Annotated in this window: 23 protein-coding genes; 11 read left to right on the top strand and 12 right to left on the bottom strand. The window is 55.7% G+C overall.

The window, feature by feature from the left end; genetic code table 11:
• Positions 1–219: 219 nt before the first annotated feature.
• Positions 220–1,452 carry an FAD-dependent oxidoreductase gene (locus DSD30_RS15700; RefSeq protein ID WP_114010665.1) on the top strand — a complete coding sequence of 411 codons (1,233 nt, stop codon included), beginning with the start codon at positions 220–222 and terminating at the stop codon, positions 1,450–1,452.
• Positions 1,437–2,345, top strand: a complete 909-nt coding sequence (locus DSD30_RS15695; protein ID WP_114010664.1) for a glycosyltransferase family 2 protein — start codon at positions 1,437–1,439, stop codon at positions 2,343–2,345. Before DSD30_RS15700 ends, DSD30_RS15695 begins: the two co-directional genes overlap by 16 nt.
• Before the next feature lie 23 nt (positions 2,346–2,368).
• On the opposite strand, the gene DSD30_RS15690 is transcribed toward DSD30_RS15695, so the two are convergent.
• Both DSD30_RS15690 and DSD30_RS15685 read right to left on the bottom strand, forming a co-directional pair.
• Positions 2,369–2,782: a universal stress protein gene (locus DSD30_RS15690; RefSeq protein WP_114010663.1), complete on the bottom strand. Its 414-nt coding sequence runs from the start codon at positions 2,780–2,782 to the stop codon at positions 2,369–2,371.
• 72 nt (positions 2,783–2,854) lie between these two features.
• Complete coding sequence (locus tag DSD30_RS15685; RefSeq protein ID WP_114010662.1) at positions 2,855–4,219, bottom strand: alanine/glycine:cation symporter family protein; 1,365 nt, start codon at positions 4,217–4,219, stop codon at positions 2,855–2,857.
• A 450-nt stretch (positions 4,220–4,669) separates the two neighbouring features.
• On the opposite strand from DSD30_RS15685, the gene DSD30_RS15680 reads away from it, so the two are divergent.
• On the top strand, positions 4,670–5,527 hold the full coding sequence (locus DSD30_RS15680; RefSeq protein ID WP_114010661.1) for a DMT family transporter: 858 nt from the start codon (positions 4,670–4,672) through the stop codon (positions 5,525–5,527).
• 22 nt (positions 5,528–5,549) lie between these two features.
• Here the strand turns inward: DSD30_RS15680 and DSD30_RS15675 are convergent, their stop codons facing one another.
• The 3 genes from DSD30_RS15675 to fliI form a co-directional block, all read right to left on the bottom strand.
• Positions 5,550–5,981 carry a paraquat-inducible protein A gene (locus DSD30_RS15675; RefSeq protein WP_114010851.1) on the bottom strand — a complete coding sequence of 144 codons (432 nt, stop codon included), beginning with the start codon at positions 5,979–5,981 and terminating at the stop codon, positions 5,550–5,552.
• 375 nt (positions 5,982–6,356) lie between these two features.
• Complete coding sequence (fliJ, locus tag DSD30_RS15670) at positions 6,357–6,767, bottom strand: flagellar export protein FliJ (RefSeq protein ID WP_114010660.1); 411 nt, start codon at positions 6,765–6,767, stop codon at positions 6,357–6,359.
• Between the two features lie 13 nt (positions 6,768–6,780).
• Entirely contained in the window at positions 6,781–8,121 is a 1,341-nt protein-coding gene (gene fliI / locus DSD30_RS15665) for a flagellar protein export ATPase FliI (RefSeq protein ID WP_114010659.1), read from the bottom strand.
• A gap of 368 nt (positions 8,122–8,489) precedes the next feature.
• Between fliI and ctrA the strand changes: the two genes are divergently transcribed.
• Positions 8,490–9,191, top strand: a complete 702-nt coding sequence (ctrA, locus tag DSD30_RS15660; protein ID WP_114010658.1) for a response regulator transcription factor CtrA — start codon at positions 8,490–8,492, stop codon at positions 9,189–9,191.
• Between the two features lie 248 nt (positions 9,192–9,439).
• On the opposite strand, the gene DSD30_RS15650 is transcribed toward ctrA, so the two are convergent.
• From DSD30_RS15650 to DSD30_RS15620, 7 genes are all read right to left on the bottom strand, one after another.
• Positions 9,440–10,399 (bottom strand): CheR family methyltransferase, encoded by a 960-nt coding sequence (locus DSD30_RS15650; protein WP_114010656.1) that lies wholly within the window; start codon positions 10,397–10,399, stop codon positions 9,440–9,442.
• Positions 10,399–11,625, bottom strand: coding sequence for a protein-glutamate methylesterase/protein-glutamine glutaminase (locus tag DSD30_RS15645; protein WP_114010655.1), 1,227 nt, complete (start codon positions 11,623–11,625; stop codon positions 10,399–10,401). Before DSD30_RS15645 ends, DSD30_RS15650 begins: the two co-directional genes overlap by 1 nt.
• Positions 11,626–11,660: 35 nt before the next feature.
• Positions 11,661–12,026, bottom strand: a complete 366-nt coding sequence (locus tag DSD30_RS15640) for a response regulator (RefSeq protein ID WP_114010654.1) — start codon at positions 12,024–12,026, stop codon at positions 11,661–11,663.
• A gap of 33 nt (positions 12,027–12,059) precedes the next feature.
• Positions 12,060–12,551 (bottom strand): chemotaxis protein CheW, encoded by a 492-nt coding sequence (locus tag DSD30_RS15635; RefSeq protein WP_114010653.1) that lies wholly within the window; start codon positions 12,549–12,551, stop codon positions 12,060–12,062.
• Positions 12,548–15,358 (bottom strand): hybrid sensor histidine kinase/response regulator, encoded by a 2,811-nt coding sequence (locus DSD30_RS15630; protein ID WP_114010652.1) that lies wholly within the window; start codon positions 15,356–15,358, stop codon positions 12,548–12,550. The genes DSD30_RS15635 and DSD30_RS15630 overlap by 4 nt, the downstream gene beginning before the upstream one ends.
• Before the next feature lie 238 nt (positions 15,359–15,596).
• Positions 15,597–16,301: a histidine phosphotransferase ChpT gene (gene chpT / locus DSD30_RS15625; protein ID WP_114010850.1), complete on the bottom strand. Its 705-nt coding sequence runs from the start codon at positions 16,299–16,301 to the stop codon at positions 15,597–15,599.
• Between the two features lie 250 nt (positions 16,302–16,551).
• The gene (locus DSD30_RS15620; protein ID WP_157967733.1) at positions 16,552–17,058 is read right to left on the bottom strand and encodes a YHS domain-containing (seleno)protein; all 507 of its coding nucleotides are present in this window, start codon (positions 17,056–17,058) and stop codon (positions 16,552–16,554) included.
• Positions 17,059–17,382: 324 nt separating this feature from the next.
• Here DSD30_RS15620 and DSD30_RS15615 point away from each other — a divergent pair, with 324 nt between their 5' ends.
• The 7 genes from DSD30_RS15615 (at position 17,383) to DSD30_RS15585 (ending at position 24,837) form a co-directional block, all read left to right on the top strand.
• Positions 17,383–17,991, top strand: coding sequence for a DUF1134 domain-containing protein (locus DSD30_RS15615; RefSeq protein WP_425359469.1), 609 nt, complete (start codon positions 17,383–17,385; stop codon positions 17,989–17,991).
• A 216-nt stretch (positions 17,992–18,207) separates the two neighbouring features.
• A complete protein-coding gene (locus DSD30_RS15610; RefSeq protein WP_157967732.1) occupies positions 18,208–19,740 on the top strand; it encodes a hypothetical protein in 1,533 nt (510 codons plus the stop codon).
• A gap of 200 nt (positions 19,741–19,940) precedes the next feature.
• Positions 19,941–21,770 carry an ABC-F family ATP-binding cassette domain-containing protein gene (locus DSD30_RS15605; protein ID WP_114010649.1) on the top strand — a complete coding sequence of 610 codons (1,830 nt, stop codon included), beginning with the start codon at positions 19,941–19,943 and terminating at the stop codon, positions 21,768–21,770.
• Positions 21,763–22,272: a P-loop nucleotide/nucleoside kinase family protein gene (locus tag DSD30_RS15600; RefSeq protein ID WP_114010648.1), complete on the top strand. Its 510-nt coding sequence runs from the start codon at positions 21,763–21,765 to the stop codon at positions 22,270–22,272. The genes DSD30_RS15605 and DSD30_RS15600 overlap by 8 nt, the downstream gene beginning before the upstream one ends.
• A gap of 96 nt (positions 22,273–22,368) precedes the next feature.
• Positions 22,369–22,824 (top strand): hypothetical protein, encoded by a 456-nt coding sequence (locus tag DSD30_RS15595; protein WP_114010647.1) that lies wholly within the window; start codon positions 22,369–22,371, stop codon positions 22,822–22,824.
• Complete coding sequence (locus tag DSD30_RS15590; RefSeq protein ID WP_114010646.1) at positions 22,821–23,057, top strand: helix-turn-helix transcriptional regulator; 237 nt, start codon at positions 22,821–22,823, stop codon at positions 23,055–23,057. The genes DSD30_RS15595 and DSD30_RS15590 overlap by 4 nt, the downstream gene beginning before the upstream one ends.
• 178 nt (positions 23,058–23,235) lie before the next feature.
• The gene (locus DSD30_RS15585; protein WP_114010645.1) at positions 23,236–24,837 is read left to right on the top strand and encodes a peptide chain release factor 3; all 1,602 of its coding nucleotides are present in this window, start codon (positions 23,236–23,238) and stop codon (positions 24,835–24,837) included.
• Positions 24,838–24,902 lie beyond the last annotated feature (65 nt).

Raw genomic sequence — 24,902 nt, 5'->3', positions numbered from 1 at the left:
CGACCTTGACCAAAAGGCAACGGGATGAAAATCGTCCCATCAACGAAGCGCTTGTATCAAAGCCATTTCATTGGACCAGACTGCACATAATCGATTGACCCTGACGCCTGAAGAATTGTAGCTTCCGGGTAGATGTAAAAGCACAAAGCAACCAATCCGGGCAGATTTCTTCACCGCGCTTTGAAGGCATGCCCGAGCGAAGCCGGTTAGAGGAAGCGAATGTCCGTTTCGATTATTGGGGGTGGCCTGACCGGATGTCTGATCGCCCTGGAGCTGGCCGAAGCAGGGCACAAGGTCGTGCTGTTTGACAGGGCTTCTGAGTTAATGGCCCGGGCCTCTTTTGCCAATGAAGGGAAAATCCATCTCGGCTTTGTCTATGCCGCAGACACCAGCTTCCAGACAGCCCGCCGCATGATTGATGATGCCTTGCGCTTCAGACCGCTGCTCGAACGCTGGATCCCGTCTCGTGTCTTCGAGGCAATGATCTACGACCGCTTCGACTATTTCGTTCCGCACAGCTCGATGTTGTCCGTTAAAGCCATCAATGCCCATTTTGGCAAAGTGATCCAGTATCTTAACGTCCAAACAAACCGCAATGCTGCCTCCTATCTGGGCCGCAGGGATTTTGCACCGGTTTCTCCCTCAGCCCCGCCACACGACACACTTCAGGCCCTGTTTCACACACCCGAACAGGGCGTATGGCCAGCCTCCATCGCTGAGGAAATACGCCGTTGCGTCCACAGCCACCCAAGGGTTGACATTCGTCTGGACACGACTGTCACCAAAATCCGACCGCAAAAGCAACAATGGCATCTGGACCTCATGCCATCAGACAAGGCAGAGCAGACCACAGAAGGGCCGTTTGAGACGGTGATCAATTGTGCCTGGGCGGGACGCAGGCACCTCGATGCCGCATCAGGCCATCCGGACCATGCGCAATGGTTCTACCGCTACAAATTCGGTGTCGTGCTGTCCAATGCCCGAGCGGCATTTGGCGGTGCGCTTCCCCGCAACAGCACAGCGATGCTTGGCGCCTATGGCGACAGCGTCTATTGTGCGGCTCAAGACAGTCTTTATTGCAGTTGGTACCCGGTCGGTATGTGTTTCAGTTGCGCAGAACTGGTCAGCGATCAGCCTCCAAGGTTAGACGATCATGAAGCTGCGATCCTGAAGACCTGGCAAGGCTATGCCACCATTGACCCAACCTTCAAGACCCTGTTGGAAACACAGCCGATCTCCAAGGCCCGGATCGTCGGAGACTATATCGCCGCCAAAGCCAAAACGGACATTCAGGACCCGAACAGCCGCCTGCATGAGCGGCACGGATATGGTGCCATGCAGTTAGCGCCCGGTTACTGGAGCGTTGAAACCGGAAAATATACCTCTGCGGCCCGCTGTGCCGAGGACTGCGTCCGGGCAATTTTGGAGCGGGAACCATGTTCCGGTTTTTAAGGCCTCGCCCCCTCGTCTCGATCTGCATCCCCGCCTATGACGCCCAGCCCTTCATTGCCCGGGTGCTGGAGTCTGCGCTATCCCAGAGCGTGGACGATATCGAAATCATTGTCTCCAATGACGGTGCCCTTCCAACGCCGGATCTGCAGTCCTATCGAAAACACCCCAAGATCAGGGTGATCAATCAGCGCAAACGGCTGGGCTGGGTGGCCAATACCAACACCGTTCTGTCCAAGGCCAGAGGCCAGTATTTCATGGTCCTGCCCCACGACGACCTGTTGGCACCAACCTATCTGGAAGCATGCCTTTCTTGCCTTGAAAGCGAGCCTGACACCTTTGCAGCCTACAGCGACATCGAGTATCACGGCGGCATTATGGAGCCGTCCGAACTGCTGGGCACGCTTGACGAGCGAATCGGCCATATGATGGAAAATCTCTATAATGGATACAGCTTCCGAGCCCTGATGCGCCGACGGCCCGCCGACTGGCCTGCCCTTGCCCTGCGTCACAATCCGCCCACAGATTGCTGTGTCGACACCACCTGGATCCTCCAGCAAACCCTGTTGGGCGCGCTGCGTCGCGTGCGGCAACCCCTTTACTTCAAGACTTTACACGAAACCAACACCCACGCCAGTTGGGAGCAGATCCCCCCCGACATGCTGGTATCCGGCTGGTGGCAGCATTGTGAAACCCTCGGCATGTTGGCACGCGAACGAACGAACAATCATACGCTGATCGATGGACTGGTTGCGCATCGGCGCGACCCCCGGCGCGTTATCGAAACCCCTCTCTTTCTCAGAAATGCCTTCGACGCCCTATATCCGCAGGACCTGCACCTTCTGAACGAGAAAGGCGAGCAGGAACAACCCCGCTCGCCTTCACCCCTGTCATAGAATGCTGCTCTGCGCCGCACCACTCAATCGCGGATAACCATCACCGTGCAATGGGCGTTGCGCACCACGCGACCCAAATGCGGACCCATTTCAAAATCAGGGAAGTCCCCCTTGGCCGAAGCCATGACGATCATGTCAAAATGGTCAGCATGGGCCAGCTTGAGGATTTCGCGATAGGCGCTGCCTTCCTCGATATGGATGGCGATATCGCTTGTTCCCTGCTCCGCTAAAATGCCTTCGATGACCTTACGCACATGCGCCTTTGCCCCGTCACCATAATTGTCCGGCAGGTTTGGCAGCTTGATGATTTCGGGAATGACCGAAACAACATGAAGCTCGGCCCCGTAGAATTTCGCCTGCTCCTGAGCCATCGGCAGAGCCTTTTTCCAGGACCGGGAGTCGGTGTGATCAATCGGCAGCAGGATTTTTGTGACCATGGGTCTTGTCCTTGCATAAACTGGGATTGGAAAGGAGGAAGGGAGCCGTCAAGCCGGCTCCCCGGATTGCGATCACTCGCCCGAATTTTCTTCCGAGGCACCATTGGTTGCGAAATAGTCTCGCGTCAGTTTGAACACAACCGGGCTGAGCAGAGCCAGAGCGATCAGGTTCGGGATGGCCATCATCGCATTGAGCGTATCTGCCAGAAGCCAGATGAAACCAAGATCCGCCGTTGCGCCGAAATAAATCATCACGATCCAGGCAAGACGATAGACGATCAGGATGCGATGGCCCATCAGATAGCCAACGCATTTCTCGCCATAGAAGGACCAGCCCAGAATGGTGGTGAAGGCAAAGATCGAAAGCGACAGCGCAATCACGGTCCCCCCGATGCCCGGTAGCGTGGTTTCAAAAGCCAACGAGGTCAACGCCGCTCCGGATTCACCAGACGTCCACGCACCAGAAGAGATGATGGCAAGACCGGTGATCGAGCAAACAATGATGGTGTCGATGAAGGTGCCCAGCATGGCGACCAGACCTTGGTTGACCGGCCCTTTGGTGGCCGCCGCCGCATGGGCGATCGGGGCGGAGCCAAGACCGGCTTCGTTGGAGAAGACACCACGGGCCACACCAAAGCGGATGGCGGCCCAGACAGCAGCGCCCGCAAAGCCACCTTCTGCAGCCGAAGGGGTGAAGGCATGAGCAAAGACCAGACCAAGTGCTTCGCCGATATTACCGATATTGATCAGCAGAACCAGGAAGCCGGCAATGATATAGGCAACAGCCATGAACGGCACCAGCTTGCCAGCAACGGCCCCAATGCGGGAGATGCCCCCCAGAATAACCATGGCGGTCAGCAGCATCAGCACCACGCCGGTGACGGATGTATTGACACCAAAGTTGCTTTCCAACACCTGCGCCACACCATTGGCCTGCACACCATTACCAATGCCAAAGGCGGCAATCGCACCGAACAGGGCAAAGGCAAAGCCCAGCCAGCGCCAATTCTTGCCCAGACCATTCTTGATGTAATACATCGGGCCGCCGACAAAGTTGCCCAACTCGTCGGTTTCACGATATTTGACGGCGCAAACGGCCTCGGCATATTTGGTTGCCATGCCAATCAGGGCCGTCATCCACATCCAGAACAGAGCGCCGGGTCCACCCAGAAAGACAGCCGTCGCCACGCCGGCAATGTTGCCCGTGCCTATAGTGGCCGAAAGCGAGGTCATCAGAGCATTGAAAGGACTGATCTGCCCTTCCCCCTGCCCGGCGCGCCCCTTGAACAGCAGACTGAAGCCGGTGCCCAGCTTGAGGATCGGCATAAATTTCAGACCCACCTGCAAAAACAGGCCAACCCCTAGGATAAGAACCAGCATCAACGGTCCCCAGACGACTCCGTTGATGGAACTGACAAGAGCATTCAACGCTTCCATGAATTTGCCTTCCTTTGCAAAAGTGTCATGCCTCTACGCGTCTTGTCCTGACTTTCCAAATCGGAACAGACTCTTGGAGGAAAAAATCAAAAGGGATATAGCGCAGAAAACAACCAAGATGCACCGTATCCGAGCTGCATCGAATCGTCGCATTCGTACAAGTCCCCACTTGCATCCTCAAAATCCGTAACCGTCAGCCTCCGCAGACAATTCCACTGGAATGGCATGTCCCATAGCACGGAGACATGCGCCCCGATCTGGGATTGATTTGACGCCGATCCCCTTCTAGTCTTGGTGCCAGCCTTTCCATGTGCGGCTAGGGTTCCGTTGCCATTGGGCAAGCTGGTCCGAGCGCCGTTATGAGCCGGTGGCAGACACCCGAGGACGAAAAGACCAGAGGGGATGGACAGGGCGTGATGAAACACGTCTATATTTTGTCTGGAGTCTCAAATGTCCATCACTGGCTTTGCCCTCATTCTCACCGCCGCATTCTGTCACGCCACCTGGAATGTCTTGATCAAGCGGATCAATGGCGGGCCAGAATTGATCTGGCTCTTTTCCACGGTAACGGTCATCCTCTATTTTCCGCTTGCCCTCTGGATCCTGCTTGTCGAGCGTCCCCAGCTCGATGCCATGACTTTTTTGCTGATTCTCGGCAGCGCGACCTTTCATCTCGGCTATTTTCTGCTGTTGCAAACCGGGTATCGCAAGGGAGAATTGTCGCTGGTCTATCCAATAGCCCGCGCGACCGGCCCACTGCTCTCCACGACCTTTGCGATTCTGTTGCTGGATGAAAGCATCACTCCGCAAATGGCGGCCGGCGCCATCGCAATCGTGTTTGGCGTTCTTATGTTGACCGGGGGCTTCAGATCCGGTGCCCGTAATGTCAGCACGTCCCTCCTCTTCGGACTGGCTGCAGGGGTGCTGATCGGCAGCTATACCGCATGGGACGCCTATGCGGTGTCGGTCCATCTCGTCCCGCCCCTGCTGATCGACTATGGATCCAGCGCCGGGCGAATGGTGGTTCTGGCACCTGTGGCATCGCGCAGTCACGGCCTCATACGCCAGCACTGGCAACAGCACAAATGGGGTGTCATTGCCATCGCGGTCTTCAATCCTTTAGCCTATATTCTCGTACTCTATGCGCTCACCTTCACGCCGGTGGCTCTTGTCGCCCCGTTGCGCGAAATCAGCGTGTTGCTCACCGTGTTGGCGGGCAGCCTGTTGTTGGGAGAAGGCAATCTCAAGCATCGGCTCGTCTGGGCACTGGTGATCCTGATTGGCATGTCCATACTGGTCTCTGCCTGATCTCTTGCCGTTTGGTGCTGCCCTACTTCTTGATCATCACCGACGCGAGAACCGAGGCGGTGGTGGCGGTGCCATAGAACCATAGTCCCGGCAAGGCACTGGCCTCAGCCAACCCGCTGGTCTTGGCGGAAAAGACCACCAGAGCCACCAGCAATACATCCATCATCGACCATTTGCTCGCCAGCCCCAGCAGGATCACCGACCGGGACCGTTTGCCACGAAAGGCGGCAATATGCAGAAGGAGAATTTTGACAGCCGGAAACACCACAGAAAAGGCACAGACAATCACCGCCAGCAATTTCTCATGGTCGTACCACAGCCCAACAACGATGCTCATCAGTGACGGCGTTTCGGTGAAGAACAGCAATCGGTCGAGGGAAACCAGCGGCAGGGTCAGCCCGAGGGCGAAGGAAAAACTGGAAATTGCCAACAAAAGGGGCAAGAGAAAGGACATCTGATCCAACCCGACAAACAGCAAGCGCCCGAAACAGGCGTGGCCAAACAAGGCGCCTGCCCCCTCTAGCGCAGTTTACCGGGCAAGAGCAAGGGCCAACCCGAGGCAAACACATGGCCAAAGCCAAACAGGGAGCATCCCCGGAGGCCGCGCCATTGTGCGGAACGGATCGAAATGTCTGAAACAATGCTGCGTTGGCCTCGCGCGGGGTACACAGCTCCCTCGCGAAGATCGGATCATGGGGGGGCAGGTCACACCCCATCGTCATACCGCATCAGTCCCGCAGCTTCATACGAAGCGCAGATCTGATGCAGAAGACCAGGAACAATGATCGGCGCTTTGCGCGATGTGCCCATGGATGGGCGAGCATCATAATTAGCGGCGGCGCCGTCCGATTGTGCTGAAATCATCCAGCTCGTCCTGCTCGGCCTGTTCACGGGCAGCCATTTCACGCTGGTGGTCGCGCTCTTCGAGCTTCTCGACTTTCTTCAGCTCGCCGATTGCCTCGCGCAATTGGTCCTGTGCCCGCTCCAGCTGTTCATTAAGATCAGCAATGGAAACCTGCAGATTTTCCTTGCGCTGCAAGGCTGCCTTGGCAAAGGTCGGATAAGCGAAATGCCCGATATCATCGATGCCCGCTTTTTCTTCCTCAACCGCGATTTGTGCATCCAGATCACGGATCATTCCCTGAAATTCCGTGACCATCAACTCAATCTGTCCGACTTGACGACGCTTTTCATCAACCTGAAAACGTTTCAGACGGATTAGACTCTCGCGCGACTTCATTACTCAATACTCCTTAAAGCCCCGTATTGCCCTGTTCTGACCGCGCCCCAACGATGGCTTCCAGCCTTTGGTATCCCTCTTCCAAGCTGGTCGCCTCTCCCTTTCCTTGAGAGAGAAATGCTTCCAGAGGCTCATGAAGAGCGATGGCCAGATCCACACTTGGATCGCTTCCCTGCCTGTAGGCTCCCAATCGGATCAACTCTTCCATATCCGAATAGGTCGCCATATGCTGCCGGGCCTTCAACACACTGGGCCAGAAGGCCGGATCGGCAGCATTGGGAAGTGTACGCGAAACAGATTTCAAAATGTTTATCGCCGGGTACCTTCCCCTCTCGGCAATGGCCCGTTCCATGACGATATGTCCATCCAAAATACCCCGGACGGCATCAGCAACGGGTTCATTGTGGTTATCACCTTCCACCAAAACAGTAAAAAGACCTGTAACGGCTCCCTCATTTTTTTCGCCCGGACCGGCTCTTTCCAGAAGTTTTGGCAGTTCTGCGAAGACTGTGGGGGTATAGCCCTTAGAGGTGGGGGGTTCGCCGGCAGCCAAGCCAATCTCCCGCTGCGCCTGAGCAAAACGGGTGACCGAGTCCATCATACAAAGAACCTGTTTACCATCTTCGCGAAAATACTCGGCCAATGCCAAAGTAAGATAGGCAGCCTGCCGCCGCATCAAGGCCATTTCATCCGAAGTGGCCACCACGACGATGGAGCGTTTCAGCCCCTCCTCGCCCAGATCATCCTCGACAAACTCCTGCACCTCGCGCCCGCGTTCCCCGATCAGGCCAATCACATTGACCTCGGAACTGGCGTTGCGCGCCAACATCGAAAGCAGCACCGACTTGCCAACACCGGAACCAGCAAAGATGCCCATGCGCTGGCCCTGACAAAGGGTAATGAAGGTATTGAGCGCCCTGACCCCCAGATCCATCGGCCCGCCGACCCGGGTCCGCTTATGCGCGGCGGGTGGCTTGCGTCGCAGCGGCACAGCATGGTGGCCGCGGGGCAAGGGACCCTTACCATCAATCGGCTCCCCATGGGCATTGATCATCCGTCCCAACCACGCCTTGGTGGGCCGGATCACCGCAGGACCGTTGAGCACGGCTCGGCAGCCAAGACGAATGCCATCAAGCTCAGAGAAAGGCAAACACAGGGCCCGATCGGTCGAAAAGCCGACCACTTCGCACTTGGCAGGCTCCCGTCCATCCGCATGAATCGTCAGCATCGAGCCCACGCTCATTTCGAACAAGGGACCGGCCACCTCGACCAGATGCCCTTGAATCGACGTCACGCGGCCATAGGCGTGTCTGGGCGAGATGTCATCTACCTTACCGATAAGTTCCTGGACCATTGCTAAGCCTTTAATGATTCTACTGCATGGTAATGATTCGTTTACCCGATTGGTTAATTATTATCTCGAGGGATTTTGACCGGCAAATATTTCCCAGCTGGGTAATCGCTTGCGTAGCTGAGTCTCGTGAATCACTTAAGAACGTTTCTTAAAGTAAAACATTAAGAAAGCTGGTAGGAAAAGATTTCCTAGGAATCAACGAGATAGCATTTTTTTTGTAAAGTTACGAGACGAGGCTTGCACGATGGAATCAGGATTTGTTAACCATTATGGACTAGCCTTAACAACTGGGATGAAATTTGGTCCTAAGCAATCGCCAGAAAGGCAGGTTGCTCCGAGCCCAGGAAAGGCAAACAAAGGGGATTGGCATGCGAGTTTTGCTAATTGAGGACGATAGCGCCACAGCACAGAGCATCGAGTTGATGCTCAAGTCCGAGAGTTTCAATGTCTATACCACCGATCTTGGTGAGGAAGGCGTCGACCTCGGCAAATTGTACGACTACGACATTATTCTTCTGGATCTGAACTTGCCAGACATGAGCGGCTATGAAGTGCTCCGCACTTTGCGCGTCTCCAAGGTCAAGACTCCTATTCTCATCCTTTCTGGCCTGGCGGGCATTGAAGACAAGGTTCGTGGCCTTGGATTTGGCGCTGACGACTATATGACCAAGCCATTCCACAAGGATGAGCTGGTGGCACGTATCCATGCGATCGTCCGCCGCTCCAAGGGCCATGCCCAGTCGGTCATCAACACCGGCGAATTGACGGTCAATCTCGACACCAAAACTGTTGAAGTTCAGGGCCAGCGCGTCCACCTGACCGGCAAAGAATATCAGATGCTCGAACTGCTTTCCTTGCGCAAAGGCACCACGCTGACCAAGGAAATGTTCCTCAACCATCTTTATGGTGGCATGGACGAGCCTGAACTGAAAATCATCGACGTATTCATCTGCAAACTGCGCAAGAAGCTCGCAACCGCGACCGGCGGCCGCAACTATATCGAAACGGTATGGGGCCGCGGCTATGTTCTGCGCGAACCAGATGAAGATGGAATGCGAGAAAGCGCCTAACTTCGGACAGTCCCTGTCAGGAAGGGCGACCAAATCCCGCTCCTGACACGGCCCGAAACTGGCAATGCTCCCCTATTCCTTAAAAGCCGCCTTTGCAAAAGGGCGGCTTTTTTTTGCCTAACTCCCCTGACTCGACCTTATCGGCAGCCGCCATCTTCCCTCCTCGGCACAGATTGCAGAACGCCAAGCAAAAAACCGCTCCCTTGAGGGGAACGGCTTTTTGAATTCTTGTCAGATAGTGGCTTGGGTTACTTCCGACCGCCATTGATGCTTGAAAAGCGTGAGGCGGAAAAAGTCGATGCGCCCGCGCCCGGCGCAGCACCCGAAGACTGGGCTGAAAGGCTACCACCGGCAGCAAGCGCCCGCTGACCAAATCCACCGGCAGAGCCAGTCTGCGCACCAGCAGCATTGGTATAAAGGCCACGTTTACCAGGCACCGACTGGAAAGAGGTCGTCAATCCAACCACGGTTTCAGCTGCACCGAGCAATAGATAGCCATCATTTGGCATCTGCTTGGCGAGACGGTTCATGATATCGGTTTTGGTTGCCTGATCGAAATAGATCAACACGTTACGGCAGAAAATCACGTCAAACTGACCCATCGAGGCGAAGCTGTCGAGCAGATTGAAGTGACGATAGCTGACCATCGAACGGATCTCCGGAGAGATCTGCCACATTTCACCATGCTGCTTGAAATATTTAAGCAACAACTGCACCGGCAGCCCGCGCTGTACCTCAAACTGGGTATAGAAGCCAGCTTTGGCCTTCTCCAGCACTTCATGGGAAATATCGGTACCAATGATCTCGAAGCTCAAACCACCAAGCTTGGCAGCATTTTCCTTCAGGCACATGGCCAGAGAATAAGGCTCCTGCCCGGTTGATGCAGCCGCGCACCAGATCCGCACGCGGCCCCGCTGACGATTTTGCACCAAATGCGGAATGATCGTTTCGACGAAATGCTCAAAGGGTGTTTTGTCGCGAAAGAAGAAGGACTCGTTGGTGGTCATCGCCTCGACGACCGCCGTCTGCAAGGCGCGATCTCCTGAAGACCGCAGCTTAACGATCAAATCAGCAATGGTCCCAAGCCCGGCTTTGCGCGCGACAGGCATGAGACGGCTTTCAATCAGATATTGCTTGTCTTCAGAGAGCACAAGTCCGGACTTTTGTTTCAAAAAGCCCTGCAAGAAAGCATAGTCTTGTGGTGTCATTATCGCTCCCCTTTGAAAATTCGCAATACTTTGGAGCCAATCTGGTTGAGAGGCAGAACCGCCGCACAGACACCGGCATTCGCGGCCGCACCCGGCATACCCCAAACAACGCTGGTCGCCTGATCCTGAGCCAGAACACTGCCACCCGCATCGACAATAAACTGAGCACCTGCAGTGCCATCATGTCCCATACCGGTCAAAATCACTGCCAGAGTAGCCGACCCATAAACGGTGGCGGCGGTCTCGAACAATGGATCAACGGCAGGTTTACAAAAATTGACAGGCGGCTCATCGGTCAATTTGACGACCGCTTGCCCGGCCTGTTTGACAAGTTTCATGTGCTTGCCGCCCGGCGCCACATAGATATGCCCGTTCTGCACCACTTCGCCATCCTTGGCCTCAGCGGAAGGCATGCCGGAAGCACGCGCCAGATGGTCCGCCAAAATAGCGGTGAAAGTGGCGGGCATGTGCTGGGTGATCAGAATAGGGACGGACCGCATTTGCGGGCCAATTTCTTGCAGCAGCTTCTCGAGTGCCTGTGGCCCTCCCGTAGAGCTACCAATCAGCAAGGCACGCGGCCGCGCGGATCCAAGCTTGCGCAAGGCGATGCCATTGGCCCCAGCCACCGGCGCAGCAGCTCGAGGTGTCGCCGCAGCAGCAGACGGTCTTGGGCCTTCACTTGCAAGCGTTTTGCGACTTTGCAGTGCCCGTGCCCCCCCTGCCCTTGCGACAGGTGCGCCACCGCGGGACGCGCGGAAGGTCGGTGCAGTGCCGTCCTCGATGCCGCCAATCGCCTTGATCTTGTCGACCAACTCATTGCGGAAGCTCTTGGACGTTGTAATTTCACTGTTCGATTCCGGCTTGGGCACATAGTCGGTTGCCCCCAGCGACAGAGCGCGCAAGCTGATTTCGGCATTGCGGCGCGTCAATGTCGACGCCATGATGATTTTGGTGGAAGGACAGCCACGCAACAACAGTGGCAGAGCTGTCAGGCCGTCCATATCCGGCATTTCGATATCGAGAACGACGATGTCCGGTTTGCTCTTGGCAATATTTTCAACCGCGAGGCGACCATTGCGGTGCGATCCGACCAGTTCCAGAGCGGGATCTTCCTCGACCCAGCGACTGATCAATCCGCGAATAACCACAGAATCGTCAACAATCATCACCTTGATTTGACGCGATGCAGCCTTGGCAGCCGGAGCGGTTGCGGACATCAGACCCATGTTATTCAACTTTCATAAGGGACCAAAAAGCAGGATCAGATCAGTCCGACTTCCTGCAATTTTGCTTCAACGATTTCTCGATCAAACGGCTTCATGATATATTCGTTGGCACCCGCGCGGATGGCTTTGGCAATATGCGCAACGTCATTTTCCGTGGTACAGAAAATCACTTTCGGGTCAGAGCCGCGTTCGAGTTTGCGCAACTCGACCAGAAAATCCATGCCGTCCATGACAGGCATGTTCCAATCCAGCAGAACAGCATCAGGCATGTTGCCAGCGCAGCTATCCAGCGCCGCCCTGCCATCTTCTGCTTCCAAAATCTCGAAATCGAGATCTTCGAGAATCCGCCGCGCCACTTTGCGGATAACGCTGGAATCGTCGACAACCAGACACGTCTTCATATTCACTCTCCAGAGACACCTTTATCTCAGCAATTAAGCCGCGACAGTGGTGGTTGTAACCATTTCACCGAGCACCTTATCGACATCCAGAATAACCATCAGGTCATTTTCGAGCCGATGGACCCCGGCAGCGATGCTCGCCCAGCGTTGATCCAGATTGCTGGGAACAGCTTCGCGGCTATTCTCACTCAAATCCAGAACTTCACCGACAGAGTCGATGATCAGACCATAAGATTCTTCCTTGAACTCGATACCGATCGCCATCATGCTGGACTGTTTTTCCAGAGGACGAATCCCCAACCGCCTGCGCATGTCGATGGCCGTAACGATCCGCCCACGCAGGTTCAGAACCCCAGCGATTTCTGTCTGGGACAGCGGAACCCGTGTCACGGATTCCGGCACGAACACATCATGGACCCGGCTGATCGGCAGGCCGAACAATTGTTCGGAAATGTAGATGGTGACATACTGGATGGTTTCATCCATGTTTTCGACTTCAGCGTCGTTTACAAACTGCTCGGTCATGCTGCAGCTCCCAGTTCAATATGCTGTTCTTTCAGAGAAGCAATCAGACCCGGACGATCGAATTTCGCCACATAGTCGTTAAAGCCTGCCTGACGTCCCCGTTCGATCGCAGCTGGCGTGCAGAGCGATGACAGGGCGATGATCGGAATATCACGGGTTGCCGGTTGGCGACGGATAGCCTCGCAAAGCTCGAAGCCATTCATTTCCGGCATTTCGATATCGGAGACGACGATTTCGTAGCTCGGATCCCGTTCAAGTACGGCGAGGGTTTCCTTGCCACTCGCACAAATGGTCACTTCATAACCAGCTGCCTTGAAGACCGGGCCGAGCATATTGCGGAAGAAGCTCGAGTCGTCGACAAAGAGCAGTTTCTTGGCCACCACGTCCTCGATGCCCATTTCCTTGCGATGGAACCAGTCCTCGAAGGCCTGTGGCAGGAAGTGGCCGACATCGATGATCTCGGTCGCCTTGCCCTTGATGACGGCTGTACCCAAGATACCCGGAACTTCGGACGACACCTCGATATTGAGCTGCTCGTCGACAATATCGACGATCTCATCGACCACCAGGCCCATCGAACGACCGGCATCGGAGAAGACCAGCATCGGCTGGGATCCCTCGGTCCGGCGCTGAACGAAGTCGTTGACCTGAACCAGTGGCATCAGGGCACCACGATACTGCACCATGTCGCGACCATTGGAGAATTCGATCTTCTCGATTTCGAATTCCTCAAGACGCGTGACGAGCGACAGCGGAACCGCCTTTGGTTCTGCGGAGCCGGCACGGAAGATCAACAGCGAAACGGTGTTCTTCTCTTCCGGCAGGGCTTCCTTCTCAGCCTGTTCTTTGTTGGTTTCCATATCGGTTCCAACATGGCTGCCAAAGGCCTGTGCGACGCCATTCGGATCGAGGATCATGATCACCGACCCGTCACCCAGAATGGTGTTGCCGGAGAACATGGTCAGGTGCCGCAGCATGGAGGCCATCGGCTTGACGACGATTTCCTCGGTATGGAAGACCGCATCAACCACGACGCCGAAGGTCTGTGCACCGACCTGCATGACAACGATAAAGCCATTGTCATCCAGCTTGAGCTCTTCTTCGGATTTCTCTTCGATCCCGAGCAGATTGCTCAGATGAATGAGCGGCAGCAGCTTGTTGCGCAAGCGCAGAACCGGCGTATCCTTGATCCGCTCGATCTTGTGCTCGGAATTGTTCTGGACACGCACCAACTCAACAACGGACAGCTGAGGGATTGCGAACCGATCGCCGGACGCTTCGACCAGCAAGGTCGAAACAATGGCCAGCGTCAGCGGGATCTTGATCGAGAAGATCGACCCCTTGCCAGGCACCGACTTCAGGTCAACCGAGCCACCGATCACTTCGATATTGTTGCGCACGACATCCATGCCAACGCCGCGACCTGAGACATTGGTCACCTTCTCGGCGGTGGAGAAGCCAGCAGCAAAGATGAATTTGTTGATCTGCTGTTCGGACATCTTGTCGAGCTCGGCTTCGGTCGCCAGCTCGTTCTTGAGGATCTTTTCTTTCACCTTCTCGGTGTTGATACCACGACCATCATCTTCGATATCGATGATGATATGGCCACCTTCGTGATAAGCGGACAGCTTGATGGTGCCTTTGACAGGCTTGCCCATCGCGACACGCTCGTCGGAGGTTTCAAGACCATGGTCAGCGGAGTTGCGCACCATGTGGGTGAGCGGATCCTTGATCAGTTCCAGAACTTGACGGTCTAGTTCGGTATCCTGACCGACCATCACCAGATCGATATCCTTGTGCAGGTCGTTGGCCAGATCGCGTACGATACGCGGCAGCTTCTGCCAGGCATTGCCGATCGGCTGCATCCGGGTCTTCATGACCCCTTCCTGCAATTCCACGGTCACATTGGACAGACGCTGCAGAGGCACCTTGAACTCGGAATCTTCGTGGCGACGGACAATTTCCAGCAACTGGTTGCGGGTCAGCACCAGCTCGGACACCATCGTCATCAGATGCTCCAGCGTCTCCACATTGACGCGGATCGACTGATTGGCAACAGACTTGGTTTCCTTGTCAGCAGCCTTCGGCTCTTGCTTCTTCTTGGCAGCAACCGGCTTTTCAGGTGCCTTGGCAGCAGGCATCTTACCATGACGCTTCATCGAAGCGGCATCAGCAACGGCTTCTTCTGCGGCTTCCTTGGCGCTTTGGGCGACGTCAAAACCATCAGGGCCGTCTGCTTCGCGGAAAGCCCGCTCCAAGTCATCCAGCGACACCTCGCCCGCTTTCAACTCGCGCTCAAGCACCTGATAGACTTCAACCGGCGCATTGTCCTTGCCTTCTTCAGCTGCTGACGCTTCAACAGGAGTTGTATCGCTTACGGCGTCTTCCGCTGGCTCAGCGGCATCCACTGCAGTGGACTGGCCGACATATTTGCCAACCCCTGCCAGTCGATCCAACTGATCGATCAGATCCTCATCCGAGCCATCCGGTTCCGCCTCGTTCGCTTCAAGCTCGCTCATGATTTCTTTAATACGATCCAGCGACAACAAGATCACCGACACGGATTCTCCCGTAACCGGCGCGCCGTCCCTGAACTTGCCCATCAACGTCTCTGCGGCATGTGCCAGGCTTTCCAACCGCGGCAGTCCGAGGAACCCGCAGGTTCCCTTGATGGTATGCACAAGTCGGAAAATATTATCGAGAATCTGAGCATTGTTCGGTTCTTGCTCGAACTTCACCAGCTCAACGTCTACGACGTCAAGGCTCTCGTTCGTTTCCTCGATAAATTCGCGTAACAGATCATCCATGGCCTAAAACCCTGATTTTTGGCGGAAACCAGCCCTTAAATACAGCTATTCCGCCTCAGTGTCGGCCTAAACTGTTAATTTAGACTGAAACAAATCACTTAATTTCATAAACTTTAGAGATACGCCTATAACCTGTTGGTATTTCACCATAAAGCACGGAAAAATAATAAGAAAAAGGGCCAGACTATGCTGACCCTTTAACCATCTTAAGGCGTATTTTACTGCGAAATTCTACCCGCTAACCAATCGTTTCAGATGGCTGAGCCACCCCGATCATTTCATCAGGGCTGGGAATGTGAACGGGTTTGGCCTCAATGGTAATCACGTCATCTTTCCAATCAAATGACAGATCCATTTTGCTTTCGCGGGCGAGCAGGCCGGTATAGTAAGGCTGGATTGAATGGGAATCGATGCCCTGATCATCCGCAGGACGACCACGCAGCAGACGATCCAGCTGCGCGGGAATGCGCGCATGCTTGCCTTCGCACACCAGACGGAAGGTCGGATAGCGAGCATCCCCTTCCAAAGACACGTTAATCACCCCGCCCCGTGGAATGGTGGACCCACCGATCAGGACCAGATTCAGCAAGAGTTTGACCAAATTCTTTGGCATCAGGACACGGGTGCCTTGCCATTCCAGATCTGCTTTCTCGCCTGCCATGAAATTGCGGGCAACGCTTTCCGCATCTCCAGTATCAATTTCGGCCCCGGCGGATCCGGCAGCACCAAAGGCCAGACGGGCAAATTGCAGCTTTGCCGAGGCCGTTCTGGTGCTCTTAACGATTAGTTCCATGGCGAAGGTTCGCATTTCCTCGCCATTGTCTTCCTCAAGCACTTCCAGACCATTGGCGATTGCACCAACCGGATTGATAATATCATGGCAAACGCGGCTACAAAGCAGCGCGGCAAGGTCCATGGAAGAAAGCGTGTCGATACCAGTCATTGCATCCTCGAAAGCTGTCACACCCTTCACCACTTTTGCCGTCTCTGATCATCTGGACAGAAGACAGACCGCAAGCGACTTGCGCTTCAAAGGGCGCATCGATCCGCAACCGGCGCGAATCAGACCAAAATTCCTTTTATGAGGATTACCTTCAAGCAGGTCCCCTGCCAAGACCGGACTTGCCGCAACCGAGGAGTTTCACGGGAAAGATGGCCGGTCCACAGGCCAGTCGTGCTGCACTGCACCTTGTCTAGCGCGACAAGGTGCCTTCCAGCACGGTCCAGACCTCGTCAGATTTGCGAATATGGGCCTCAACCGCTTCGGCCCAGGCCGCACGGGATGTGTGGGTGTAGAACAGAAACAGGCGGTCTCCGTAAAGCGCCCAGACCGTGGGATTGCACCCCGCCGCATATCCGCGTGCCATGGCCAGGGCGCCATGTCCCCCATAAGCGGGCGCATACACGTCCGGGTCAGCCTTGAAGACTTCAAGATTGGCGCGCGTTTCGAACAGCCAACTCACCCCATTCCAGACAAATTCATACTCTCGTTTGCCACGCTTGGCGGCATGATCTGTGAAATAGGCCACCGGATCATATCCGTAAATGGCATAGCCGGAGAAGGAGTCTGTTACCACGCGCCGCGATTGCGCCGTGGCCATGGCTTCCGTGGCCCAAAACCCTGTCAGCAGGCACAAGCTCATGACGGTCAGGCCGATAAAACCCCTTGCATCGCAGAACATATTCCTAGCGGTCTTCATCGTCCTGTCCATTCTGCCATCACACAAACGGATTTCCCCTCCATCTTTCACCCAAGCCCCATGAGTGGCTTGACTGGTACGGAGCGGGCAAAACCCGAAATGACCATCATTTCTTCACAATCCAGACTAATCTGGTGGCCATAATCATTTCGTTAATAATTAAGCGAGATCCCACCCGTATGGTAAACAAAAGCTTGCCGCGCCTCAGAGCCGACAGGCATAGAAACGATCGCTCCTGCTGCCCGTTCTGGAACCAACACCGGTTTGGCACATTGTTGTGAGGGTCACACTCTTTAGATGCGATGATTCAAAGGAAAAGATGCAATGCCTCATAAGACTTTGCCCCTGATGGCTCATTTCTGGCGCACCACACTGTTGCTGGTCGCCCTTCTCACCGTCACGATTACAACGCCAATGCAGGCCCGGGCGCAAAGCGCGCCAAACGATAATCATTACTCAGCCGATGAAATCGTCAATGCAGGCCACGTCTTTTTCGGCGGCGTCACCGGTGAGCTGGCCTCGCTGGTCGAGAAGGCCATTTCCCGCTTCGGCCTGCCTAACGGCTACATACTGGGTGAAGAAGGCAGCGGCGCGATGATTGTCGGCGGCCGGTTCGGCGAAGGCATGCTGCACACCAAGAATATGGGGGCCCACAAGATCTTCTGGCAAGGTCCCTCGATCGGCTGGGACCTCGGAGCCGATGGCAACCGCACCATGATGCTGGTCTACAACATTCCAAGCGTCGACTATGTCTTTCGTCGTTGGGGTGGCGTGAACGGCTCTGCCTATCTGGTTGGCGGTCTCGGTTTCACGGTGTTGGCAACCGAGAGCAGGAAATATATCCTACCAATCCGCTCTGGTGTCGGCGCCCGTCTGGGGGTCAATGTCGGCTATCTGAAATTCACCCGCAAGCCAACCTGGAACCCGTTCTAAACGGCCTCCCGGATAGCAAGACGACAGGATGCGGCGCATATCGCCTCAAGCAGTGAGAGGCAGATTGGCAGGGTTTTGTCGGGCAAATTCGCAAATGTCCGGCAAAATGTACGCGCGTGATGCTTTTTTGTATTTCACTCATCCGGATTGACTGCTAACTGTTGTAGTCTGCCAAAAGCTGGATAGAAGCCGCACAGAAACAAGGAATTGGGCGCCGTGATTGCCATCGCATTGTATATATCGCTAGGAGTGGTTGGCACTCTTTTGCTGGTGTTGCTGGCGCTGCCCATGATCTGGCGACGTGCAGTCCGTTTGACCGAAAAGCGCATCACCGCGGAGATGCCGATCAGTTATGGCGAATTGCAGGCTGAGAAGGACATGCAACGCGCCGAACAGGCGATTGAGTTGCGCCGCCTTGAGGTCTTGGCTGAGACCCGCCACGAGGAGGTGTCCAACCAAACCCTGAAGATTGACAATCTCAACCAAAAGCTTGCAAGTCGCGATCAGACCATCACCGAGCGCCTTGCGGAGATTGAAGACCTGCAGACTGCGTTGGCAAACCAGAAACAGGCCACTGCCGACACAGAGGCCAAGCGGCAAGCCACCGCCGAAGAACTGGCAGGCGCACGGACGGACATCGCAACGCTTGAAGAGGCCAAAGCCGACATCGAGCAGGACTTTGCCGACACCAAGGCGACCCTGCAAGAGACGATCGATGAGCGTGAAAACCATATCAACGAGCAGAAAATCGAACTGGCCGCCCAGATGGCCCGCATCGAATCCGACAAGCAGGAAATCAACGAGCTCAATGCCAAACTGACCAAGGAATCCGATCTTCTGGCCGAGACGAAGGGATTGCTGGCACAGAAAAGCTCCGATTACGAGCATCTCAAGGAACGGCAGGACAAGCAGCAAACAAAGATCGATGCCCTGCAATCAGAGCTGGCCGACAAGGACAGTGAAATCGACACGCTCACGCGCCGTCTGGAACGGGCATTGGAGCAGAGCAACGCAACGGTTGATGATTCCGCCGAACGCCTTGAGGAATCCGAAGCACGCCGGGCGGAAGCAGAAGCCAAGATTGCCAGCCTGTCCGGCCAACTGGAAGACCAGAAAAAGGTTGAGCCCGACACAAGCGCATCTGACGAACAGGACACAATCATCGCCACGCTCAAGCAGGAGAAGGCGGATCTGGAAAGCACATTGAAAGCGGCCCACCAGATCATCGACCGTCTGGACCGCAAAGTGAAGAAGCAAGCGGACAAAGAGGCTGGCAAAGACAATACCAGACTCAGCGATACTCCCCTGACCTCAGGCGAGATTGCCCTGCGCAACCAGATGAAGTCGATGGCAGCGATCATCACCGAAATGGCAGCCAGACAGGAAGGGGTCAAATCACCCATTCCATCCCTGCTGAAGCAGGCCGACGCAAGCATCGAAAAAGCAGCCAAGGGACCTGAGAAGGACATTCCCAAAACGGCACCCTCTGAAAGCGAGATGACAGCCTCCGGGGATGATCATCCGGCGACTGGCCAATCCAACGGCAAGACGACAGGCCAGAGTGACGATCAAAAGGCGGATCAGGCTGAGGCCAAGGCCGATGCCCCTGACACATCTGCGGCTGCCACCTCCACCGCCAATATCGAGGCGGCGACCCCAGCCCAAAATCCTTGGGAGCAGGTCTTCTCTCTCACCGACCGCATCAAGCAGATGCGCAAACCCGGTGAAGACAAGAAAACCGCCCCCTGACTCCCGCTTCTCTGAACAGCCACTCTGACAGTGTCTGCGCATGTCACTGGCGGAAAAAATCTGCTGCGTCCCTTGCAACGACGGCCGAGCCCACAAGGCAGCAAGTGCCTATTGGACTTGTCATTACTTTCCACATTGGGTAAAGGCAGGGTCACCAATTCTGCAGGCATCGCACCCGCGAACAACCAAAAGACAACATCATGGCCCCTCCTCTTCTGCATATTCAGGACATCCACCTCGCCATTGGCGGTCAGGCTCTGCTATCGGGCGCAGAACTTGCGGTGCATGAAGATGATGCCATCGCGCTGGTGGGGCGCAATGGATCGGGCAAATCCACCCTATTGAAGATCGCAGCTGCCCTTGTCGAGCCTGATCACGGCGAGCGTTTCTTCCAGCCCGGCACCACGTTGCGCTATCTGCCGCAGGAGCCGGACCTGTCTGCCTATGCCACCGTGCTGGACTATGTCGAGGAAGGCCTTGCCCCGGGCGACGATCATTATCGCGCCCAGTATCTGCTTGATGAGCTGGGCATGACCGGCAAGGAAAAGCCGTCCGACATTTCCGGCGGGGAAGCCAGACGGGCAGCACTCGCTCGTGTACTGGCTCCGGAGCCGGACATTCTGCTGCTCGATGAGCCCACCAACCATCTTGATCTGCCTGCCATCGAATGGCTCGAAAGCGAGCTGAAACAGATGCGGTCGGCCAAGGTGATCATCAGCCACGATCGGCGCTTTTTGGAAAATCTGACCCGCAACACGGTCTGGATCGATCGCGGCACGGCCCGCCGGTCCTCCCGTGGCTTCGCCCATTTCGAAGCGTGGCGGGACGAAACCTTCGAACAGGAACAGGTCGAGGAGCAGAAGCTCAAACAGAAGATCCTCGTCGAAGAAGACTGGATCCGCTATGGCGTCACCGCCCGCCGCAAGCGCAATGTCCGCCGTCTTGGAGAGTTGCACAATCTGCGCTCCAAGAAACAGCATATGGCGCAAAACCGCCCCCAAGGCGATGTCAAACTGAACGCCTCCGAGGGCGATAGCTCCGGCAAGTCAGTGATCAAGGCCAAGCAGATCGCCAAACGCTATGGGGACCGCGACATTGTCAAGGATTTCTCCATCGAGATCCTGCGCGGCGACCGGATCGGCATTGTCGGCCCCAACGGAGCAGGCAAGTCGACCCTGATCAATCTGTTGACTGAAGGCCTTCAGCCGGACCGAGGCGAGGTCAAGCTCGGCACCAATTTGCAAATGGTGACCCTTGATCAAAAACGCGAGAGCCTCAACCCAAACTGGACCCTGAAAGAAGCACTGACCACCCATAGCGGCGACATGGTGCAGGTGGGCGACACGTCCCGTCATGTAGTGGGTTATATGAAGGACTTCCTGTTCCGTCCCGAACAGGCGCGCAGCCCGATTTCCGTCCTCTCGGGCGGCGAACGGGGTCGCCTGATGCTGGCGCGGGCCCTCGCCAAACCCTCGAATTTTCTGGTGCTCGACGAGCCGACCAACGACCTTGACCTTGAAACCCTCGATCTGCTGCAGGAAGTGCTCAATGACTATTCCGGCACCGTTCTGCTGGTCAGCCATGACCGAGACTTTATCGATCGCATCTGCTCAACCACCCTGTTTGCCGAAGGCGATGGACGCTGGACGGAATATGCCGGCGGCTATAGTGACATGGTCGCCCAGCGTGGCGAAGGGATCGGGGCCCGCAAGTCAGCCAAGAAGGAAAAAGGCGTCAGGGCTGAGGACAAATCCGTTGCCAAGGAAAAGCCCCAGCAGCCCAAACAGCAAAAGGGGCTGACCTTCAAGGACAAACATCTGCTTGAAACTCTGCCTGCCAAGATGGAAGAGATCGAAGCCAAGATCACCCGCCTACGCAGCCGCCTCGAAGACCCAGAGCTTTTCGCCAAAGACCCGGAAACCTTCAACAAGGCCGCCAAGGCACTCGAAGCACAGGAAGAACTGCTCGCCAAAGCCGAAGAAAAATGGCTTGAGCTGGAAATCCTGCAAGAGGAAATGGGTGATGGCTGAGACAGGCCCACAAGGCCATCTGCACCTCTTCGCCGGGAAAATGGCGTCCGGCAAATCAACGCTTGCCAAAAATCTGGCGGCGACTGAAGGCGCAATCCTGATCAGTGAGGACCAATGGCTCGCCGACCTGTTCGGCGACCATATGGCAACCATCGCCGATTATGTGACCTATTCCGCCAAGCTGCGTCATGCTGTGGAGCCATTGCTCGGCCAGCTACTGGCACAGGACCTCCCTGTCATTCTTGATTTTGCTGCCAACACATTTGGCCAGCGTCGCTGGATGAAGGCGGTGATTGACAGGACCAGCTGTGCCCACAGCCTGCATTTTCTTGACCTGCCCGATACCATTTGCAAACAACGTCTGCTGGCCCGCAATGCGAGCGGCGAGCACGCATTCGCCCCGACAGAAGCGCAGTTTGACCAGATGACCAAACATTTCGAGCCGCCTCAAGCAACCGAAGGATTCACCATCATCCACCATACGGATTTCGACATTCCCTGAGACCACCTTTCCAACCAAAATGTAAAACACCCTTTACATTTTCTCGAAACCAAACTATGTAAAGCATGCTTTACATTTTTGTGCAGGGAGTGTCTCATGTCTCATTTTCAAAGATTCAATCTGATCGCTGCAAGTTTGACACTTGGTGTTTTGTCTGTCCTTGTCTGGCAATTTTGGGATGGCTTTGCTTGGAGCGATATCTCCGCCAAACACATGATGATCACGGTTTTACTGCTGACCATTGTTTACTCCGCAGCCCTTGCAGCGGCAGCAACAACGCTTTGGTCAAAGACTTCTCGCGCAAGAAACCCGTTGGACGAGCGCGAGCAAGCGATCGAAGCCAACGCCGAGAAAATCGGATATCGCGCTCTGGACCTTATGATCACGCTTCTGGTTTTCGCCATTGTTTTGGAAACCCTCTATGCTCCGGATTTCTTCGGCCCCCTTTCATTGTTAAACCCGGTAGGTCTGGTATTCACGCTGACCACAATGGTCGCAATCTCCTATCTCACCCGCTTCACTTTGGCCTTCTATCTGGCGAGAGTTGCATGACAGAGTCCAAAATTGTCAACCGCTTAAGAGAGTTACGTCAAGGGCCTCCCAAGATGACCCAGCAGGCACTCGCCGATGCATTGAATGTGAGCAGACAAACCATCATTGCCATCGAGAATGGGCGCTATGCGCCCTCTCTTGCCCTCGCCTTGCGCATCAGCCAATTGATGGACCGCCCGGTGGAAGACATTTTTTCCCTTCCCTTGAAAGAACAGCTAACAGGACCAGATTGACCCTTTCGAGCATATTGAAGGCCTTCCGCATAATCTGGGGATCTTTCCTCTGGCAATCTTTCCCCATCTCCCCTATTGTCCCGGCCAAATTCGAGGCCGTCCGCTTCTGATCGCCTCACGGGGCAATCCCGTTTGAGCGCCGAGCGAAGCGATCACAACCACAAGAGAAACGCATTTCATGTCCGCCAATACTGCGCAAGCAAGCCACGACAAACGCCGCACCTTCGCGATCATTTCCCACCCGGATGCCGGTAAGACCACGTTGACGGAAAAGCTGCTCTATTTCGGCGGCGCCATCCGCATGGCCGGGCAGGTCAAGGCCCGCGGCGAGAAAAGGCGCGCCAAGTCCGACTGGATGAAGATCGAACAGGAACGCGGCATTTCGGTCACCTCGTCGGTCATGACCTTTGAGCATCACGACCTGATCTTCAACCTGCTCGACACCCCGGGCCACGAAGACTTTTCCGAAGATACCTACCGCACCCTGACGGCGGTCGACAGCGCCATCATGGTGATCGATGCCTCCAAGGGGATCGAAACCCAGACCCGCAAGCTGTTTGAGGTCTGCCGCCTGCGTGATATCCCGATCATCACCTTGGTCAACAAATGCGACCGGGAGGCCAAGGATCCGTTCGAGCTGATGGACGAGATTCAGGAAACGCTGGCGCTCGATGTCTCGCCAATGGTCCTGCCCATCGGCTCAGGCTCCCAGTTCCATGGCTGCTTCAACATCACCAATGGCGAATATTACACCGCCAGTACCAAGGGCGATGCCTTTGACAAGGTGGTCGAGACTTCCGGCATCCATGACGAAAAGCTCGACGCGCTGGTCGATGGACAGTTGCTCGAAGAATGCCGCGAAATGATCGAGTTGGCCGAGGTCGGTTATACCGAATTTGATCTGGAGAGCTACCGCGAAGGCCATTTGTCGCCGGTCATCTTTGGCTCGGCGCTGAAGGATTTCGGCCCGACCGCCCTGCTCGATCTGATCGCAGAGATCGCCCCTTCCCCGCGCCCGGCCCCGACCACCGAGCGCATCGTGACGCCAGACGAGAAGAAAGTCTCCGGCTTTGTTTTCAAGGTGCAGGCCAACATGGATTCCAACCACCGCGACCGTGTTGCCTTCATGCGCATTTGCGCTGGCGACTTCAAGCGTGGCATGAAGCTCAAGCAGGTCCGCACCGGCAAGGATGTCATGGTTCACAGCCCGATCATGTTCTTTGCTCAGGACCGCGAAGTGGTGCATGGCGCAGGTCCGGGCGACGTGATCGGCATCCCCAACCATGGCACCATCCGGGTGGGTGACACCTTCACCGAAGGCGAAACCTTCCAGTTTACCGGCCTGCCGGCCTTCGCGCCGGAAATCCTGCGCCGCGTCCGTCTGCCGGATACCTCCAAGGTCAAACAGCTGCGCCGGGCGCTGGAGGATCTGGCTGAAGAAGGCCTGACACAGGTCTTCAAACCCAATATCGGCTCCAACTGGATCATTGGCCTGGTCGGTATCCTGCAGCTGGACGTGATCAAATCCCGCGCCAAGGCCGAATATGGCGTCGATATCGACTTCGAGCCTTTGTCCTACAATATGGCCGTCTGGGTGAAATGCGCTGATGAAGCCAAGATGAAAACCTTCCTCACGGCCAATGCCTCCAACATTGTCCGCGACCGAGAAGGCAGCCCGGTCTTCCTTGCCAAGAGCCAGTGGGAGCTCGACTATACCAAGGAGCGCAACCCGGACATCACCTTCATGAAAACAAGGGAGCTGGTGCAAACCGGCGAATGATCAGCATCAAGCGTGGCCAGTCAGCGCCCCTGCGTGGCGCCCAAAGAGGCTGTCATTGAATGGCA

The organism is Cohaesibacter intestini (assembly GCF_003324485.1).
Classification (GTDB): domain Bacteria; phylum Pseudomonadota; class Alphaproteobacteria; order Rhizobiales; family Cohaesibacteraceae; genus Cohaesibacter; species Cohaesibacter intestini.
This window is presented reverse-complemented; position numbering and strand designations above follow the sequence as displayed.

Coding starts and splice junctions, on each gene's coding strand:
- DSD30_RS15700 (WP_114010665.1), top strand. CDS start 220: ATGTCCGTTTCGATTATTGGGGGTGGCCTGACCGGATGTCTGATCGCC.
- DSD30_RS15695 (WP_114010664.1), top strand. CDS start 1,437: ATGTTCCGGTTTTTAAGGCCTCGCCCCCTCGTCTCGATCTGCATCCCC.
- DSD30_RS15690 (WP_114010663.1), bottom strand. CDS start 2,782: ATGGTCACAAAAATCCTGCTGCCGATTGATCACACCGACTCCCGGTCC.
- DSD30_RS15685 (WP_114010662.1), bottom strand. CDS start 4,219: ATGGAAGCGTTGAATGCTCTTGTCAGTTCCATCAACGGAGTCGTCTGG.
- DSD30_RS15680 (WP_114010661.1), top strand. CDS start 4,670: ATGTCCATCACTGGCTTTGCCCTCATTCTCACCGCCGCATTCTGTCAC.
- DSD30_RS15675 (WP_114010851.1), bottom strand. CDS start 5,981: ATGTCCTTTCTCTTGCCCCTTTTGTTGGCAATTTCCAGTTTTTCCTTC.
- fliJ (WP_114010660.1), bottom strand. CDS start 6,767: ATGAAGTCGCGCGAGAGTCTAATCCGTCTGAAACGTTTTCAGGTTGAT.
- fliI (WP_114010659.1), bottom strand. CDS start 8,121: ATGGTCCAGGAACTTATCGGTAAGGTAGATGACATCTCGCCCAGACAC.
- ctrA (WP_114010658.1), top strand. CDS start 8,490: ATGCGAGTTTTGCTAATTGAGGACGATAGCGCCACAGCACAGAGCATC.
- DSD30_RS15650 (WP_114010656.1), bottom strand. CDS start 10,399: ATGACACCACAAGACTATGCTTTCTTGCAGGGCTTTTTGAAACAAAAG.
- DSD30_RS15645 (WP_114010655.1), bottom strand. CDS start 11,625: ATGGGTCTGATGTCCGCAACCGCTCCGGCTGCCAAGGCTGCATCGCGT.
- DSD30_RS15640 (WP_114010654.1), bottom strand. CDS start 12,026: ATGAAGACGTGTCTGGTTGTCGACGATTCCAGCGTTATCCGCAAAGTG.
- DSD30_RS15635 (WP_114010653.1), bottom strand. CDS start 12,551: ATGACCGAGCAGTTTGTAAACGACGCTGAAGTCGAAAACATGGATGAA.
- DSD30_RS15630 (WP_114010652.1), bottom strand. CDS start 15,358: ATGGATGATCTGTTACGCGAATTTATCGAGGAAACGAACGAGAGCCTT.
- chpT (WP_114010850.1), bottom strand. CDS start 16,301: ATGACTGGTATCGACACGCTTTCTTCCATGGACCTTGCCGCGCTGCTT.
- DSD30_RS15620 (WP_157967733.1), bottom strand. CDS start 17,058: ATGAAGACCGCTAGGAATATGTTCTGCGATGCAAGGGGTTTTATCGGC.
- DSD30_RS15615 (WP_425359469.1), top strand. CDS start 17,383: ATGCCTCATAAGACTTTGCCCCTGATGGCTCATTTCTGGCGCACCACA.
- DSD30_RS15605 (WP_114010649.1), top strand. CDS start 19,941: ATGGCCCCTCCTCTTCTGCATATTCAGGACATCCACCTCGCCATTGGC.
- DSD30_RS15600 (WP_114010648.1), top strand. CDS start 21,763: ATGGCTGAGACAGGCCCACAAGGCCATCTGCACCTCTTCGCCGGGAAA.
- DSD30_RS15595 (WP_114010647.1), top strand. CDS start 22,369: ATGTCTCATTTTCAAAGATTCAATCTGATCGCTGCAAGTTTGACACTT.
- DSD30_RS15590 (WP_114010646.1), top strand. CDS start 22,821: ATGACAGAGTCCAAAATTGTCAACCGCTTAAGAGAGTTACGTCAAGGG.
- DSD30_RS15585 (WP_114010645.1), top strand. CDS start 23,236: ATGTCCGCCAATACTGCGCAAGCAAGCCACGACAAACGCCGCACCTTC.